Source organism: Dehalogenimonas sp. NIT-SK1, from assembly GCF_055384165.1.
The window spans coordinates 842,977-857,755 of sequence record NZ_AP042352.1 but is presented as its reverse complement, the minus strand read 5'-3'; the positions used below and the strand labels follow the sequence as shown (position 1 = coordinate 857,755).

Here is a 14,779-nt window from a genome sequence, read left to right as displayed (position 1 = left end):
TTTGTTTCCGCAAGCCTGGTGGCTCCTCACAGAAACGACTCTTATTTTCAGCTACGGAAAAAATACCCTTCAAACGTAAGTCGTTTTGCCAATTCAAACCAAATCAATTCAAACAATTCCCCGGGGCATCCCGGCGGAACCGGCCGCCAACGGCCCTACTGCCTTCTCCAGCCGCGAAAGGTTATCAGCGGCCTTGTCAATGGCAATAACTATGCCTTCACGGTCATCCGGACTCAAGTCATACTTGAGGCATATAAGCATCACCAGCCTGGCGGTCAGTCGGTTCACGACCCGTTCATTGTCCGGAGGGTTATGGACCACTCTGCCGGCACGGATCAATGCCAGGTACAGCTCCCGGTCCAGGGCCGGCAAGTCCGCGGCCCTGGAAAGCTTTTCCCGCAGTTCCTGTTCAAAATACCGGGAATAGGCACCATGCCTGCGGGCGTTCTGATTGCCGCGCGGCGCCCCCCGGCGTCCCGGCGGCGCACCGGATTGGGAACGACTTTCAGAAAGAACTTCAGGGGTACAATTAATATTATTATACATCAAGCGTATATTAGTACGCATGAACAATTATAGTCAATAAGCAGAAGTTACACTTTTAGGAAATATTAATTGACCTGTTAAAGCATCTTAAATGGGTACCCCGCGTTTCTTTAGGGTACCATTCTATCGATAAATGACATTAAGAACGCACTATACTGACATATCAATATAGCTTTTAACATTGTTTTCCAATTATCTATTAGAAATGCGCAACCATCAAAGATACTAGCGTAGAAATATTTCACTAAGAAGTATATTAAAACCGTTCACGTTTGTACCAGCATTTAGGGAAAGCTGAACAACCAAGGAATTTCCTTCCGGGATTTCGGCCTGTTTGGGATGTTCTTTGAATAAGTTGACTGCCACATTTAGGGCACGATGATCTTTCCTTAATTCTATTGACATGGGTTGTGTGGTCTGAAGAATTGGTTGATTCTGCTATATTCTCAATGGTACTAACTATCATAAATACTTCATCATCCGACAACAATACTGCTTTTTTCTGTGTAATAAAATTCCTATATTCTAAAGGGTTTTTGACAACGTTTTCCGGCATTTTAGTTTTAAATTCAGCGCCCCAAAAAGCAACCAATGAAAAGAATTTATCCTTCTTGATACCTAATTTGTCTGATAGGCTTTTAATATGTCCACTGTTTTGTCTAAGCGGATTTTGGAACTGATATTTTTTATTAAAAATCACTTGTGTCCATTGTGATTGTTTTTCTTCACCGAAAATCCAACCACCTTTATCCTTGGTCTCAATCACAAATATCCCGTAACGAGAAACCACAATGTGGTCGATTTGGGAAGTTCCTGTTTCATTATTAATTAGTATATTATTGAAAGCACGATAGACCTTAGGGTCAAGGAGTATAGCTTGGCTTGCTCTGGTTTTCAATTCGCCACCAAAACCTTTTATTTTAGCTTTTGTCTCATTAATCCAAGAATCCATAAAACTATCCGTCATTAAGTAACCTCAATTAATAATTTACAGCAAACTAAAAAGAAGGATATCATTACTGATTATACGACTGAAATCAAGGTCAAAGATAAAGAACTTAGGGAATGTAAATAAGCACCTGCTTCCACTTCCCCAATTAACCCATTTTAGATATCACATGCGATGTTTTCAGTAGAGCCCCCCTTTCCTCCATCTACACTAAAAATCAACAACAAATCGCTATACCATCAAATAACAGTCTAAACTACATGTAAAATACAATTACAGGGTATTGCCGTGTGCATAGCGCCACCATATAATGGTCAGAGACAAAATAATCTTACATATACCCAAAACAGTAGCATGAAAAAAATTATCGTCAATGACAAAATGCAAAGTAATTATGTCTATCAACTTTCCTGTGCCGCAGGGAAAGACTTTGCTCCCGATTTTAAGCCGGAATTAACGCCGAGAGAAATGCTGGCGCTTGGTGTGTTAGGCGGGAAATACATGACAGACTGCATCAATGAGTTCCCCGATGATTGGTTTATCCGGGCAAAACTGTGCCCTGAAAAGCACGACCCGGAGCTTAATCTATTCCGAATAAACGCCAGCGAACCGCTCTGGGTATGGCGTCAAAAAGGCTGGGTACACCCGGATGATCCCAGGGGCTGGTTTCAATGGTATTGCCGGTACTTCTTGGGAAGAAGGCACGAGGACGACCAGAGGCAGATCAGAAGATGGAAGGCAATCAAACGGCATATTGCCCAGATACAAAACAATTGCCTACCGGAAGATTTAGGCTGCAGGCGAAAGCAAAGGCAAGCAGTGCTGCACTGGGCATACGACAGCAGATATATTTAGAAAGTAAATTTCTCAAGAAGTAAAGATAAACACTTTTATGTTAAGTGTGCTTCAGCCTCCTCCTCCATCTTATACAGCCTGGTATAGTAATCCGCGAATTCATTAAGATGGGCTAAGGCAATCTTCCCGGTTTTAATGGGGTCATCATCAGTCACGTTGGTGTGAGGGTCTATTTTGCCGTGTTCCAGCTCAACGTCCAGCCCCATCCTGAATTGCTCAACACCAAATTTGCTCCAATCAATGCCCAGTTCTGTTCCAATTTTTTCCGCTTCTTCTGAAGTGAACATGCGCTTGACAGTCATTTGAGTGCCCCCTTACTTTATTTCAGCGAAACAAGGTTATTCCTTGCCGGATAATGAATTATCTTATATTTATTCACCCTTTTAAACAAGGTAAAATTTTACTTTGGGCAAGTTAAAGTTTATTTTTTACTGCTTCCAAATTATTTTTAAACCCGGGCAGGATTTTCAGTGCCAGCCTGACAAACGGGTTGGACTGCATTTGATCCAAATAGTTGATATCAGCGATCCTTTTTATGATTGCTTCAGCATATGACGGATAAGCATGGCTTATGGCATGAAGGCTGGAAAGACGCTTGCCTGTTAATCTCAAATAATGCAACTGGTGTATTATTTCCTCGGAATGGTTACCGAATATATGAGCTCCAGCGATCTTTCCATTTGAAGTTATAATAACCTTAGCAATTCCTATCTCGCTTCCATCAATAACAGCCCGGCGGATGTCATTATAATTATAACGATACACCCTTATATTCTTACCATACTGTTTTTTGGCTTCAACCTCGGTCAGGCCGCTACTGGCAAATGTTGGATCAGTATAAACAACTGAAATCAATTGCCGAGAATTAAAGGTCTTTTTCAAAGGTAAAAACATATTATTTACCGCGGTCAAGGATTGATATTCAGCCATAGTGGCCAATTGAAAAGGCCCGGTAACGTCACCAGTTGCATATATATTCGGCGCAGTAGTGCGCAACCGTTTATCGGTGTCAATTCGCCTGTCGCTGTAAGTCACCCCGGCTTTTTCCAACATTAAACCGGAAACATTAGCGACGCGGCCGACCGTAGTCAGTATTTTATCGGCGCTTATGGTAACAGTTTCATTATTAGAGTCAATAAACGAGACCTTTATTACCCCATTTTCTTTAACAGCATTAGTTGCCCGATAACCGGTTAACACGGTCAAGCCTGAATCAGCCAGGTGTTTTGACAGCATCTGAGATAACTCTGAGTCTTCCCGAGGCAGAATACTGGCCGCCATATCTACCAGAGTAACCTTAGATCCAAGACTGTTTAAGGCTTGAGCAAACTCAACGCCGTCCGGGCCGCCGCCCATAACGATAAAGGACTTTGGCAACGACTCCTGATCATAGAAATTTTCGCAATCCAAGAAATCAGCAGCTTCTATACCCTCAATATGCAATTTAGCCGGCGAAGTCCCGGTGGCAATCAGAAAATACTGGGATGAAATGTTTTGTCCATTTATCTCTATATTATGTCGATCAACAAAACGGGGTGAACCAAAAAGCACCTTAATTCCCATCTCTATGAGACTGTCAGGGGTATCTACCGAAGATACTTTGTTAATTACCGTTTTAATTCTCTGAAGTACTTTTTTCCGGCTCACTTTAGGAACTGAATCTTCCAATTCCAACCCGTAGTCAGGCAGCTCATAGAGCTGTTTTTCCGCAAGCGAGGCTCTTATTAAGGCTTTTAACGGCAGACAGTTATTCCAAGTGCATTTGCCGCCTAAATGGCTTCTCTCAATTATGGCAACCCTCTTCCCCAGCCCGGCAGCCATCGAAGCCCCGGTTAAGCCAGCAATCCCACTACCTATCACAATTAAATCAAAATCGTATCTCAATTGTTGCTCCTTTTACTCGGCTAGTCCCTGGCTGAATAACCTAACCCAGTTTAAACTCTTTAGAATAATCAAATCCAGAAATAATATACTTGCTCACTTTTATAAAAATGAATGCTGTATCCGAAAGCGTCATAAAACCGGCAAGAGATGGATACTTGGTAGAGTACAATTTTAACATTTGACGTTCAATATCAGCTTCTGATTCAGTAACCATACCGAATAGAGTCAAGGTCGTCCCGTCTTTAATATCAGTTTCGGCGTTATTCCTGTCATCGATAAGAAAAGACACTTGCCGATTCCTGGAGATATCTTGATATTTTTGGCTGTTAATATCAGCGGCCAGCATCAGATACCTGAGGTCATCACTGGCAGCGAAGGCCATCAAATAGGCGCAAGGCCGTCCCGAAGCGGCGGTCGCCAAAACACCAAAATACTGTGACTCAATAAGCTTCCTGGCTGCGTTTCCTGGTTCTTCTTTGATCATTGTTTTTCCTTCTTAAATTATCACATTATAACCGAAGGATGGTCATATGACTTTAATCTCCGAAAATATATACACGGATGCTATAATCATCTACAGGTTAATAACCGTCAAAGAGGTGCGGCATGTCTACATTAGAGCTCACCCCGGAAGAACGTAAACTTATGGTGGAAATACGCCAGGAATATATTTCAGAGATGCGTATGGAAGTAGGAGCAACCGAGAATTATGATTTTAAAGAGCAGCTCCAGGAAAAGGAAAACGCACTGAAAGCCATACTTAAAAAACTGTAAAGTTGCTTTAACGACAAAGCCACAGGCAGGGCATTGGAAAATGTACAAGAAAATATTGGTTTGCCTTGACGGAACAAAAATGTCGGAGCGGATTCTGCCTCATGCCGAGCAGCTGGCATTAAGTTCCGGCAGCCAGGTGACATTGGTCAGGATAGTGGATTTTTTGGTCGGCACCGAGGTAAAAAATATTAAGCGCTCAACGGCCTGTGAACTATTTAAGAATGCGGACGAACAGGCCAAAGCCTACCTTGAAGAGATAGCGAAAAGCCTGACTGCCAAAGGAATTCAAACTGATTACCAAATCCTGACTACTACTCCGGTGGGAAAAACGATTGTTGATTACGCCAAAAGAAATTCTTATGACCTAATAGCCCTGGCGACGCACGGATATCACGGAATAGACAGGCTTATTATCGGCAGTAATGCTGAGTATATTATCAAGCATGCCAATATACCGGTGCTGCTGATTAGACCCGAGCAGGGGCGGTAAAATCTAAGCACTAATATCGAAATACTAAACAATATCTAAAGTTTTAAAAGTTAAAAGTAATCAGTAGTCAGTTTTCAGTTTGATAAGTTTACAGTTATTAGTAGTTAGTGGTCAGTTCTCAGTAATCAGTTTTTAGTATGTTAGTAGTCAGTTTTCAGTTAACAGTTTTTAGTTGATAAGTTCACAGTTATTAGTTGGCAGCGGTCAGTTCTCAGTTATCAGTTTTCAGTTTTTAGCTTTCAGTTCTCAGCAACACTTTTTGATATTTATGCCCGCAATGACGGATAACTAGTTTCCATTATTCAAGCTTCAGCACTGAGCTAATTTATCACTGATAAGGCGGTTCAGGCTGACTTTTGATTCGGCGGCCTGGATTCGAAGCGCCGTATGCAATCTGGGAGGTATACGCACCTGGAGTTTGCCTGAACTAGGCCTGGCAGCGATAGGTTCCGGTACATCCTCACCGTTTGATTTCATATCCCGTACAACCTGCCCGACTGTATCCCTGATACCAACTAAAGCTTCTTCCTGGGTATCCGCCAACCAGCTAAGGCTTGGAAACTCAGCACACAATCCGACATATTCATTATCTTCTTCTGACCAGGTAACCCTATACGTGTATTTATCCATTTTCACCTCCCAGCCGGTCTATTGCCTGTAATACCTGCCTGACCTGATAAGGTTTAGCTTTTCCATTTTTATCCTGGATATTGACCCTGGGATCACCTTTCCAAGGCATCTTGTATACCCTATGACTGCTTCCCTTTTGCCGGGATTCCCCAAAATAATGGTCACAAACCTTGCATAAATCATTGAACCGCACATCAGCCGGATTAGCGCGCATCAGGCTGACGAGTCTTTCCAACCCTTTCATCTCCAAAATGGTACCAATAATGATACTATTTGTCAATATGCGGCGTATATTCAGTCAACAAATAAACCAATTTCTTATTGACAAAGCCGGCCCATCCATTTAGACTCAAATCGACTAATAATGAGAGGAAAACTACGATGAAATTAGTGGTAGTCGGACTGGGGCAGGCCGGGGGCCGGATTGCCGATGAGTTTGCCGAGATAGCCATCAAGGCCCGCCGCGAACGCGGAATCCGCATCGTGACGGATATCCTGGCAGTCAATACCGACACCGCTGACCTGTCATCCCTGGTAAAGGTCAAAAAAGACCAGCAGCACCGGATTCTTATCGGCGGCGCCCAGACCCACGGGCACGGCGTGGCCAAGATATCGGAAATGGGCGCCGAGATCGCCAAGGCGGAGAAAGACTATCTCATCGGCATAGTAAAGAAAAATGAGCGCTTCTACGAAGCCGACGCCATATTGCTGCTGGCGTCCGGCGGCGGCGGCACCGGCTCCGGTACACTGCCGGTGATAGCCCAGGCATTCCGGGACAACTTCCGTGAAAAGCCGGTTTATGCCATGGTAGCACTGCCCTACGAGCATGAGCGGCACAATGAGGAGCGCGCGGTTTTCAACACCGCCATGTGCCTCAAGTCAGTCAATGAAGTGGCCGACGCGGTGATACTGGTGGACAACCAGCGCTTCATCCGCAAGAGCCAGTCAATGGCCAGCAACTTCCAAAAGATCAACGAGCTTATCGTGGCGCCGTTCTATAACCTGCTGTGCGCCGGCGAAGAGCGCAAGCCCAAGGCCATCGGCACTTCGGTGCTGGACAGCGGCGATATACGGGAAACACTGGTGGGCTGGACCGGCATCGGCTACGGCACCGTTGACGTGGACATAATTCCCAAGTTCCGGGATACCAATAATTATATGAAAAAGAACCTGGAATCACAGCGCGGGCTGTACGCCATGGACGAGGCGCTGGCCGAGATGTCGATTGCCATTAACCCGCAGGACGCCGGACGAGCGGCGCTCTTAGTTTCCGGCCCGGCCAAGGAAATCAGCGTGGACCTGATATCCGACCTATCAGAACGGCTGCGCGAAGTGGCGCCGGTGGCGCAGCAGCGCCTGGGTGATTACCCGAGGGAACGCGGCGTCATTGACGTCAGCATCATTCTTTCCGAACTTTCCGACCTGCCGCTGCTGCGGCAATTCTACCAGGATTCCAAGGAACTGGCGGCCGAGTTCAAGGAACGGCAGAAGCTGAAGGCCAGCCGGGCTGACCTGACGGAGGAAGCGGCGCGCGACGTGCCTTCTCTGCTGGACTGAGCCAAGGGTGATCGGAAACCGCGAAAAGTAATAACTATTTAGCGCGGTATGATATACTGACAAACAACGCTTAATTTTTCTTTTCAGGCCTTTTTGGTGTACAATAATCTAATACTTTTGGCCTAGTACCATAGCGGAGGGCTGTCTAACTATGCAAAATGAGTTCGCCTATGTCGGGCTTTTTTTAATTATAGCCATCGGCTTTATCCTGGCAACACTGGGGATTCCGGTACTGCTGAGCCGGCTGACCAAGATTGTGCCCAAAAACCCCTCCAAGGTGAAGCAGGAAACCTATGAGTGCGGCATGGAAACTACCGGGCGTTCATGGGTGCAGTTCAATTTCCGCTACTATATCTACGCCCTGATGCTTATCGTAATGGACGTGCTGGCCATTTTCCTCTACCCCTGGGCGGCTTCGCTGGGAGAACTGGGCACCGGGGCTTTCTTCATGGTGATTTTCTTCCTAGCGCTGGTAAGCGTGGGCTATTTCTACGCCTGGAAGAAGGGAGCGCTGCAATGGCAATAGAGCAGCCGCACAACTTTGCCTACTCTGACCTGGAGCTGGATAATCGCGAAGGCGATATCGTCGAGAAATTCCTGGCCCAGCACCAGGCGGCCATACCGGACCCGATTGACTGGCTTAACGCGCCGCCGCTGGCTGACAACGTGCTGCTTACCAGCGTGGATAAGGTGGTCAACTGGTCCCGGCAGTATTCCATGTGGCCGGTGACCTTCGGGCTGGCCTGCTGCGCCATCGAGATGATGTGCATGGCGGCTTCCCGCTTTGACCTGGCGCGATTCGGCATGGAAATCTTCCGTGCCTCCCCGCGGCAGGCGGACTTGATGATCGTAGCCGGAACGCTGACCTGGAAAATGGCGCCGTGGCTGCGGCGGATTTATGACCAGATGCCGGACCCCAAGTGGGTCATTGCCATGGGCTCCTGCGGTATTTCCGGGGGTTTGTTCAAAGGGTCTTACTCAGTGGTACCGGGTTTCAACAAGGTGGTTCCGGTGGATGTCTACGTGCCGGGATGCCCGCCCCGTCCGGAGGCGCTGCTGCAGGGAATACTGGACATCCATAATAAAGTAAACAAAATGAGTCCAACCAGAAAGGCCGTCAAGCCGTAATGAAAGAGCTGGACTTTGCCGCGGCCGCCGGATTGCTGGAAAAAGAACTGGGCGCCGGCGCGGTAACCGAAAAAGAAGACAAGCTGGTCATAGAGGCCGGGCGACTTGCCGAGGCGTCCGAAGTACTGCGCGACCATGAAGATTTCAAGCTGGATTATCTTAGCTCGGTTACCGCGGTGGATTATAAAGAGTATTTTGAATTGGTTTATCACCTGGTTTCGCTGTCCAAAGAACACCGGCTGGTGCTGCGCGTGGTGTTGAGCGACCGGGAAAAACCGGCGCTGCCTTCGGTAACCGGCGTGTGGCGCGGCGCCGACCTGCAGGAGCGCGAGATATATGACTTCTACGGCATAGAATTTAGCGGCCATCCCAACCTTAAGCGTCTTTTCCTGTGGGACGGGTTCCCGGGATACCCTTTCAGAAAGGACTGGGTAAGCCGTGACGCTTAAGACAGAGCATTATGTAATTAACGTGGGGCCGCAGCATCCCAGCACCCACGGCGTGTTCCGCCTGCGGCTGACGCTGGACGGCGAGGTCATCATCGATGTCGAGCCGATATTCGGCTATTTGCACCGGGGAATGGAGAAAATTGCCGAAGGACGCAACTACACCAAGAATATCCCGCTGACCGACCGGCTGGACTATCTTTCCTCAATGATAAACAACCAGGCTTACTGCATGGCGGTGGAAGATTTGCTGGAAGCGGAAGTGCCGGAGCGCGCCCAGCACATCCGGGTTATCATGGCCGAACTGCAGCGCATTGCCTCCCACCTGGCCGGCATCGGCTTTTTCCTGAACGACATCGGCGCCTTCATGACGCCACTGCTCTATATGTTCCGTGAACGGGAAAAGATAGTGGAGCTGTTTGACATGGTGTGCGGACAGCGGCTCAATTACAACTACATGCGATTCGGCGGCGTAGCCATGGACCTGCCGGACGAATTTTTACCGGCGCTGAAAAAGCTGCTGGCTGAACTGCCGGGATTTATTGATGAATATGACCAGCTGATTACCACCAACGAAATCGTCCTGGTGCGCTCCAAGGGCGTGGGCGTCCTGCCGCCGGAACTGGCTGTCAACGCCTCAACAGCCGGGCCGGTGCTGCGGGGCAGCGGCATCAAGTGGGACCTGAGAAAGAACCAGCCGTATTCCATATACGACCGTTTTGACTTCAATATACCGACTGGAAAAATCGGCGATACCTACGACCGCTACATGGTGCGCATGGAAGAGATGCGCCAGAGCGTACGCATCATAAAGCAGGCGGTAAAGGCGCTGCCCGAAGGCGAGATTATGGCCAAGGTACCCAAGCTGATCCGCCCGCCGGCCGGGGAAACCTACGCCGCGGTAGAAGGCTCCAAGGGTGAGCTGGGTTTTTACATCGTGGCCGACGGCACGGAGAACCCCTATCGCTGGCACGTGCGGGCGCCGAGCTTCATCAACCTGACCGCGCTAAGGGAGATGCTGCTGGGCTGGAAAGTGGCCGACCTTATGGCCATCTTCGGCAGCGTGGATATTGTGATGGGTGAGGTGGACCGCTGATGGACTGGGGACATTTCATTCTTTTCACCGTGATATTGTTTGCTTTTGTGATTTCCGGAGTGCTGCTGTTCATCTGGTACGAGCGCCGCGCCCTTGGCCGTTTTCAGCTAAGGCCGGGGCCCAACCGCGCTGGACCGTTCGGACTGCTGCAGCCGCTGGCTGACGCCCTCAAGGTGCTGCTGAAGGAAGACATCGTGCCCACCCTGGCCGACAAGCCGGTGCATTTCCTGGCGCCGCTGGTGGCCTTTGTGCCGGCCATGGCCGTCTTTGCCGTCATTCCCTTCGGCGACGGCGCGCTGCTGGCCGACCTCAATATCGGCATACTTTATATAATGGCCATCAGCTCCATGATTGTCATCGGCGTTTTCATGGCCGGCTGGAGCTCCTCCAATAAATACTCCATCATCGGCGCCATGCGCACCATCGCCCAGGAAGTCAGCTACGAGATACCGCTGGTGCTTTCCATACTGGGGGCAGTGATGCTGGCCGGCTCGCTGTCACTCAACGAGATCGTCAAGGCCCAGGAAGTGCCTTTCATCCTGCTGCAGCCGCTGGGTTTCCTGATTTACATGACCGCGGCCATGGCTGAAATCAACCGCACTCCGTTTGACCTGCTGGAGGCTGATTCCGAGATCATCGCCGGCTTCCATACCGAATACTCCGGGATGAAGTTCGGGCTGTTTTTCCTGACGGAGTACGCGGAAACCCTGTCCGTATCCGCCATTGCCGCCACGCTGTTCCTGGGCGGCTGGGCCGGACCGGATTTCCTGCCGGGGTTCATGTGGCTTATTATAAAGATTATGGCGATATTCACCCTGATAATATGGGTCCGGGGCACTTTCCCTCGGCTGCGAATTGACCAGGTGATGGGCTTCTGCTGGAAGTTCCTGCTGCCGATGGCTATTCTCAACCTGCTGCTGACCGCCGGCCTGGTGCTTTCCGGCCTGTCCGGCGAGCTGTGGCTGGCCATTCCGCTGAACCTGGCTCTGGCGCTGGTGCTGATACTCGGCCTGAGCCGGCAATTCCGTACCGGAGGCGGCCATGTTCTCACTTAAGCACTATGGCGAGGGGCTGGCTCGCGGCCTGAAGCTGACCATAAAGCACCTGGGCCGCAAGTGGATTACGGTGCAGTACCCGGAGCAGAAGCTGACCATGTCCCGCCGGGTGCGCGGTACCGACATTATATGGGACCGGGAAAGCTGCATTTCCTGCAAGGCCTGTGAAAGGGCATGCCCGGTGGGCGCCATTAAGATGCAGGTTTCCCGCGGCGAAGACAAGAAGCTCAAGACCGATGACATCACCGCCGACCTGGGGCTGTGCATCTTCTGCGGACTGTGCATTGAGTCCTGCCCGACCGGCAAGTCCATATACCTGGGCTACAATTACACCAACACCACCTACGGCTGTTCCCAGTGCGACACGGCCAAGACCGGCGAAACGCCTTCCGACGGGCGCTGCCGGCAGATGATATTTGCCAACGACCAGCTGCTGCCGGACGACCAGCGACGGCCGCGTTCCGGGTATTACCGCGCCGAAAGGGCGGCGGAGCTGCCGGAGCAGACGCTGCTTCTAAACCAGACCACCTACGCCGAAGATTTTAAGAAAAATAAAAGGAAGGGGGCTAAGTAATGGAACTGGCCTTTTTCCTGTTTGCGGCCGGCATAATCGGCAGCGCGCTGGCGGTGGTGCTGCTGAAAAATATTTTCCGGGCATCACTGATGCTGATTTTGTGTTTCTTCCTGGTGGCCGGATTGTTTGTAACTTTATTTGCCGATTTCCTGGCCGCCATCCAGGTGCTGATTTACGTCGGCGCCATATCGGTGCTGATAATCCTGGCCATCATGCTGACCCGGGAAATACAGACCGGAAACCTTTCCAACCGGCTGAAAACACCGGCACTGCTGGCCGGCGGCGGAGTAACGCTGGCGCTCATCATCACCACCAGCCTGACCGACTGGAATGTTTCAACCGCTGCGCCGGTGGAAGACACCACCTCGGAACTGGCGGCGCTGCTCTTTTCCCCCGAGGGCTATATGCTGCCACTGGAGATGGCGGCGGTACTGATGCTGACGGCCATTATCGGGGCCATAATTTTAGTAAGGGATAAAGATTAGGAATGGAAATAGGGCTTAATCATTACCTGATACTTTCAGCGGTGCTATTCGGCATCGGGCTGTTCGGCGCCCTGTCCAAGCGCAGCGCGGTGGTTATCCTGATGTGTATTGAACTGATGCTTAACGCGGCGGCGATTGCCATGGTGGCTTTTTCCCGCTATATTACGCCGGAACTACTGACCGGGCAGGTGTTCACCATATTTATCATCGTGGTAGCTGCCGCCGAAGCTACGGTGGCCCTGGCCATCATCATGTCCATCTACCGCAGCCGCGATACTATTGACGCAACCAAGATTGATTTAATGAAATGGTAAAGAGGGAATACATACAGTGATTACGGCGCCGTTTGTCTGGGCAATTCTGCTGCTGCCGCTGGCCGCCTTCGCGCTGATTGCCCTGCTTATTAAATTCGGCAAGGCAAGGCCGGAAGTGAGCGGTTATTTCAGCATAGCCGCCGCCGGGGGAGCGCTGCTGCTTTCGCTGTGGGCGCTGGCCGGGGTGGCCGGCTCGGAACATCATGAAATATTCATTGAACCGTTCCAGTGGGCTTCGGTGGCCGGAATGGAACTTAATTTCGGCATTATCCTGGACGGGCTTACCGCAGTCATGCTGGTAGTTATCACCCTGGTAGCCTTGATGGTCAACATTTATTCCCAGGGCTACATGCACGGCGATCCGGGCTACAGGCGCTATTACGCGTTTCTTTCATTGTTCGCCGTTTCCATGATCGGGCTGGTGCTGGCGGATAACCTTTTTATTACCTTTGCCTTCTGGGAGCTGGTGGGGCTGTGCTCCTACCTGCTGATCGGGTTCTGGTTCGAGCGACCGGCGGCGGCAGCGGCGGCCAAGAAGGCCTTTATCGTGACCCGCATCGGCGACTTCGGCTTCCTGGCGGCCATTGTGCTGCTGTTTGCCAATACCGGCACGCTGGATATTCGCGAACTTAATGAACTGGCCGTAGTCGGCGTGCTGGCCGGCGGCGTACTGACGATGGGCACGCTGGGCATCTTCCTGGGCGCGGTAGGCAAAAGCGCCCAGTTCCCGCTGCACGTGTGGCTGCCGGACGCCATGGAAGGCCCGACCCCGGTTTCCGCGCTGATTCACGCGGCAACAATGGTTGCCGCCGGCGTTTTCCTGGTAGCCCGCGCCTATCCCATGTTTGAGCATTCAGCTACGTCAATGACCACGGTAGCCGTTATCGGCGGTATTACCGCCATATTCGCCGCCACCATGGGCCTGGTGATGAATGACATGAAGCGGGTACTGGCTTACTCCACCATATCTCAGCTGGGCTACATGATGCTGGGGCTGGGCACCGGCGGGGTGGCCATTGCCATATTCCACCTGATGAACCACGCCTTTTTCAAGAGCCTGCTGTTCCTGGGTTCCGGTTCGGTCAATCACGCTACCAGCACCTTTGACATGCGCCGGATGGGCGGATTGAGGCAAAAAATGCCCAAGACCTATTTCACCATGCTGATAGCTTCACTGTCCATGGCCGGCATCTGGCCTTTGTCCGGCTTCTTTTCCAAAGACGAAATTGTGGCCGGCTCCTCGTCCCAGCCGATACTCTTCACACTGGCGCTGATTACGGTGTTTCTGACCGCCTTCTACATGTTCCGGCTGATGTTTATGAGTTTTCACGGCAAGTACCGGGGCCAGGGACAACCGCATGAATCCCCGGCGGTTATGGCCTGGCCGCTGATTTTCCTGGCGGTACTGGCGGCCGGCTCCGGACTATTCAACGTTACCGGAGGTTTCGGAGCGCTGTTCGGCCACGGTCATGCCACCAGCGTGCTGGAAGGGCTGTTCGGCGCCTTTACCCATATTGAAACCTGGCTGTCGCTGGCGCTGGCCGGCGCCGGCATATTCCTGGCTTACGCCATGTACATTCGCGGCTGGGTTTCACCAGCGGCAATCGCCGCCCGATTCGGGGCGCTTTACGGACTGGTCAAACGAAAATATTTCATGGATGAGCTTTATGAAAAGATCATCGGTGAACTGGCGCTTTTGCGCGGCTTGTTTGCCGGTATGCAGTATTTTGACAGCCGAATCCTGGACAATGGTATCAACACGATGCTGGTGCAGAATGTTATTACCAGAAAACTATTTGGCCGCTTCCGTTACTTTGATGAAAAGGCGGTGGACGGGACGGTCAACGCGGTAGCCGACAATACGGTGGCTGCCGGCTCGGTAATGCGGCGCGCCCAGACCGGGCAGCTGCAGACTTACGGACTTTTTATTTCCTTCGGTATATTAATTATTGTCGTAGCGGTGTTTCTCGCCGGTTAGAGGAGGTGTTTGTTAATT

The 14,779-nt window shown here is 50.6% G+C and carries 20 protein-coding genes; 13 read left to right on the top strand and 7 right to left on the bottom strand.

From position 1 onward, the window contains the following. Positions 1 to 108: 108 nt before the first annotated feature. Both ACZ48S_RS04480 and ACZ48S_RS04475 read right to left on the bottom strand, forming a co-directional pair. Complete coding sequence (locus ACZ48S_RS04480) at positions 109 to 546, bottom strand: hypothetical protein (protein WP_464214506.1); 438 nt, start codon at positions 544 to 546, stop codon at positions 109 to 111. Positions 547 to 802: 256 nt separating this feature from the next. Next, positions 803 to 1,513 carry an NERD domain-containing protein gene (locus tag ACZ48S_RS04475; protein ID WP_464214504.1) on the bottom strand — a complete coding sequence of 237 codons (711 nt, stop codon included), beginning with the start codon at positions 1,511 to 1,513 and terminating at the stop codon, positions 803 to 805. Between the two features lie 336 nt (positions 1,514 to 1,849). On the opposite strand from ACZ48S_RS04475, the gene ACZ48S_RS04470 reads away from it, so the two are divergent. Continuing rightward, the gene (locus ACZ48S_RS04470; protein ID WP_464214502.1) at positions 1,850 to 2,350 is read left to right on the top strand and encodes a hypothetical protein; all 501 of its coding nucleotides are present in this window, start codon (positions 1,850 to 1,852) and stop codon (positions 2,348 to 2,350) included. Positions 2,351 to 2,385: 35 nt separating this feature from the next. Here ACZ48S_RS04470 and ACZ48S_RS04465 read toward each other — a convergent pair whose 3' ends face one another. The 3 genes from ACZ48S_RS04465 to ACZ48S_RS04455 all read right to left on the bottom strand — a co-directional run bounded on the left by ACZ48S_RS04465 (position 2,386) and on the right by ACZ48S_RS04455 (position 4,718). Continuing rightward, positions 2,386 to 2,652 (bottom strand): DUF5661 family protein, encoded by a 267-nt coding sequence (locus ACZ48S_RS04465; RefSeq protein ID WP_464214500.1) that lies wholly within the window; start codon positions 2,650 to 2,652, stop codon positions 2,386 to 2,388. Positions 2,653 to 2,764: 112 nt separating this feature from the next. After that, positions 2,765 to 4,234, bottom strand: a complete 1,470-nt coding sequence (locus tag ACZ48S_RS04460; protein WP_464214498.1) for a dihydrolipoyl dehydrogenase family protein — start codon at positions 4,232 to 4,234, stop codon at positions 2,765 to 2,767. A 40-nt stretch (positions 4,235 to 4,274) separates the two neighbouring features. After that, positions 4,275 to 4,718, bottom strand: coding sequence for a pyridoxamine 5'-phosphate oxidase family protein (locus tag ACZ48S_RS04455; RefSeq protein WP_464214496.1), 444 nt, complete (start codon positions 4,716 to 4,718; stop codon positions 4,275 to 4,277). A gap of 122 nt (positions 4,719 to 4,840) precedes the next feature. On the opposite strand from ACZ48S_RS04455, the gene ACZ48S_RS04450 reads away from it, so the two are divergent. Together ACZ48S_RS04450 and ACZ48S_RS04445 are read left to right on the top strand one after the other, a co-directional pair. Further along, on the top strand, positions 4,841 to 5,008 hold the full coding sequence (locus tag ACZ48S_RS04450) for a hypothetical protein (protein ID WP_464214494.1): 168 nt from the start codon (positions 4,841 to 4,843) through the stop codon (positions 5,006 to 5,008). Positions 5,009 to 5,048: 40 nt separating this feature from the next. After that, entirely contained in the window at positions 5,049 to 5,498 is a 450-nt protein-coding gene (locus ACZ48S_RS04445; protein ID WP_464214492.1) for a universal stress protein, read from the top strand. Between the two features lie 309 nt (positions 5,499 to 5,807). Here ACZ48S_RS04445 and ACZ48S_RS04440 read toward each other — a convergent pair whose 3' ends face one another. Together ACZ48S_RS04440 and ACZ48S_RS04435 are read right to left on the bottom strand one after the other, a co-directional pair. Then, positions 5,808 to 6,128 carry a type II toxin-antitoxin system HicB family antitoxin gene (locus ACZ48S_RS04440; RefSeq protein WP_464214490.1) on the bottom strand — a complete coding sequence of 107 codons (321 nt, stop codon included), beginning with the start codon at positions 6,126 to 6,128 and terminating at the stop codon, positions 5,808 to 5,810. Further along, positions 6,121 to 6,372, bottom strand: a complete 252-nt coding sequence (locus tag ACZ48S_RS04435; RefSeq protein ID WP_464214554.1) for a toxin HicA — start codon at positions 6,370 to 6,372, stop codon at positions 6,121 to 6,123. Before ACZ48S_RS04435 ends, ACZ48S_RS04440 begins: the two co-directional genes overlap by 8 nt. 137 nt (positions 6,373 to 6,509) lie before the next feature. Here ACZ48S_RS04435 and ACZ48S_RS04430 point away from each other — a divergent pair, with 137 nt between their 5' ends. From ACZ48S_RS04430 to nuoL, 10 genes are all read left to right on the top strand, one after another. Beyond that, on the top strand, positions 6,510 to 7,685 hold the full coding sequence (locus ACZ48S_RS04430; protein ID WP_464214488.1) for a tubulin/FtsZ family protein: 1,176 nt from the start codon (positions 6,510 to 6,512) through the stop codon (positions 7,683 to 7,685). A gap of 151 nt (positions 7,686 to 7,836) precedes the next feature. Continuing rightward, positions 7,837 to 8,211 (top strand): NADH-quinone oxidoreductase subunit A, encoded by a 375-nt coding sequence (locus ACZ48S_RS04425; protein WP_464214486.1) that lies wholly within the window; start codon positions 7,837 to 7,839, stop codon positions 8,209 to 8,211. Next, positions 8,202 to 8,813 (top strand): NADH-quinone oxidoreductase subunit B, encoded by a 612-nt coding sequence (locus ACZ48S_RS04420; protein WP_464214484.1) that lies wholly within the window; start codon positions 8,202 to 8,204, stop codon positions 8,811 to 8,813. Before ACZ48S_RS04425 ends, ACZ48S_RS04420 begins: the two co-directional genes overlap by 10 nt. Further along, positions 8,813 to 9,262, top strand: a complete 450-nt coding sequence (locus tag ACZ48S_RS04415) for an NADH-quinone oxidoreductase subunit C (protein ID WP_464214482.1) — start codon at positions 8,813 to 8,815, stop codon at positions 9,260 to 9,262. Before ACZ48S_RS04420 ends, ACZ48S_RS04415 begins: the two co-directional genes overlap by 1 nt. Beyond that, positions 9,252 to 10,355, top strand: a complete 1,104-nt coding sequence (locus ACZ48S_RS04410) for an NADH-quinone oxidoreductase subunit D (protein WP_464214480.1) — start codon at positions 9,252 to 9,254, stop codon at positions 10,353 to 10,355. Before ACZ48S_RS04415 ends, ACZ48S_RS04410 begins: the two co-directional genes overlap by 11 nt. Beyond that, a complete protein-coding gene (gene nuoH / locus ACZ48S_RS04405; RefSeq protein ID WP_464214478.1) occupies positions 10,355 to 11,410 on the top strand; it encodes an NADH-quinone oxidoreductase subunit NuoH in 1,056 nt (351 codons plus the stop codon). The genes ACZ48S_RS04410 and nuoH overlap by 1 nt, the downstream gene beginning before the upstream one ends. Next, entirely contained in the window at positions 11,397 to 11,984 is a 588-nt protein-coding gene (locus ACZ48S_RS04400) for a NuoI/complex I 23 kDa subunit family protein (RefSeq protein ID WP_464214476.1), read from the top strand. The genes nuoH and ACZ48S_RS04400 overlap by 14 nt, the downstream gene beginning before the upstream one ends. After that, positions 11,984 to 12,469 carry an NADH-quinone oxidoreductase subunit J family protein gene (locus tag ACZ48S_RS04395; protein WP_464214474.1) on the top strand — a complete coding sequence of 162 codons (486 nt, stop codon included), beginning with the start codon at positions 11,984 to 11,986 and terminating at the stop codon, positions 12,467 to 12,469. The genes ACZ48S_RS04400 and ACZ48S_RS04395 overlap by 1 nt, the downstream gene beginning before the upstream one ends. Positions 12,470 to 12,477: 8 nt before the next feature. Next, on the top strand, positions 12,478 to 12,783 hold the full coding sequence (gene nuoK / locus ACZ48S_RS04390; RefSeq protein WP_464214552.1) for an NADH-quinone oxidoreductase subunit NuoK: 306 nt from the start codon (positions 12,478 to 12,480) through the stop codon (positions 12,781 to 12,783). A gap of 16 nt (positions 12,784 to 12,799) precedes the next feature. Then, the gene (gene nuoL, locus ACZ48S_RS04385; protein ID WP_464214472.1) at positions 12,800 to 14,761 is read left to right on the top strand and encodes an NADH-quinone oxidoreductase subunit L; all 1,962 of its coding nucleotides are present in this window, start codon (positions 12,800 to 12,802) and stop codon (positions 14,759 to 14,761) included. Positions 14,762 to 14,779 lie beyond the last annotated feature (18 nt).

Coding starts and splice junctions, on each gene's coding strand:
- ACZ48S_RS04480 (WP_464214506.1), bottom strand. CDS start 546: ATGTATAATAATATTAATTGTACCCCTGAAGTTCTTTCTGAAAGTCGT.
- ACZ48S_RS04475 (WP_464214504.1), bottom strand. CDS start 1,513: ATGACGGATAGTTTTATGGATTCTTGGATTAATGAGACAAAAGCTAAA.
- ACZ48S_RS04470 (WP_464214502.1), top strand. CDS start 1,850: ATGAAAAAAATTATCGTCAATGACAAAATGCAAAGTAATTATGTCTAT.
- ACZ48S_RS04465 (WP_464214500.1), bottom strand. CDS start 2,652: ATGACTGTCAAGCGCATGTTCACTTCAGAAGAAGCGGAAAAAATTGGA.
- ACZ48S_RS04455 (WP_464214496.1), bottom strand. CDS start 4,718: ATGATCAAAGAAGAACCAGGAAACGCAGCCAGGAAGCTTATTGAGTCA.
- ACZ48S_RS04450 (WP_464214494.1), top strand. CDS start 4,841: ATGTCTACATTAGAGCTCACCCCGGAAGAACGTAAACTTATGGTGGAA.
- ACZ48S_RS04445 (WP_464214492.1), top strand. CDS start 5,049: ATGTACAAGAAAATATTGGTTTGCCTTGACGGAACAAAAATGTCGGAG.
- ACZ48S_RS04440 (WP_464214490.1), bottom strand. CDS start 6,128: ATGGATAAATACACGTATAGGGTTACCTGGTCAGAAGAAGATAATGAA.
- ACZ48S_RS04435 (WP_464214554.1), bottom strand. CDS start 6,372: ATGAAAGGGTTGGAAAGACTCGTCAGCCTGATGCGCGCTAATCCGGCT.
- ACZ48S_RS04430 (WP_464214488.1), top strand. CDS start 6,510: ATGAAATTAGTGGTAGTCGGACTGGGGCAGGCCGGGGGCCGGATTGCC.
- ACZ48S_RS04425 (WP_464214486.1), top strand. CDS start 7,837: ATGCAAAATGAGTTCGCCTATGTCGGGCTTTTTTTAATTATAGCCATC.
- ACZ48S_RS04420 (WP_464214484.1), top strand. CDS start 8,202: ATGGCAATAGAGCAGCCGCACAACTTTGCCTACTCTGACCTGGAGCTG.
- ACZ48S_RS04415 (WP_464214482.1), top strand. CDS start 8,813: ATGAAAGAGCTGGACTTTGCCGCGGCCGCCGGATTGCTGGAAAAAGAA.
- nuoH (WP_464214478.1), top strand. CDS start 10,355: ATGGACTGGGGACATTTCATTCTTTTCACCGTGATATTGTTTGCTTTT.
- ACZ48S_RS04400 (WP_464214476.1), top strand. CDS start 11,397: ATGTTCTCACTTAAGCACTATGGCGAGGGGCTGGCTCGCGGCCTGAAG.
- ACZ48S_RS04395 (WP_464214474.1), top strand. CDS start 11,984: ATGGAACTGGCCTTTTTCCTGTTTGCGGCCGGCATAATCGGCAGCGCG.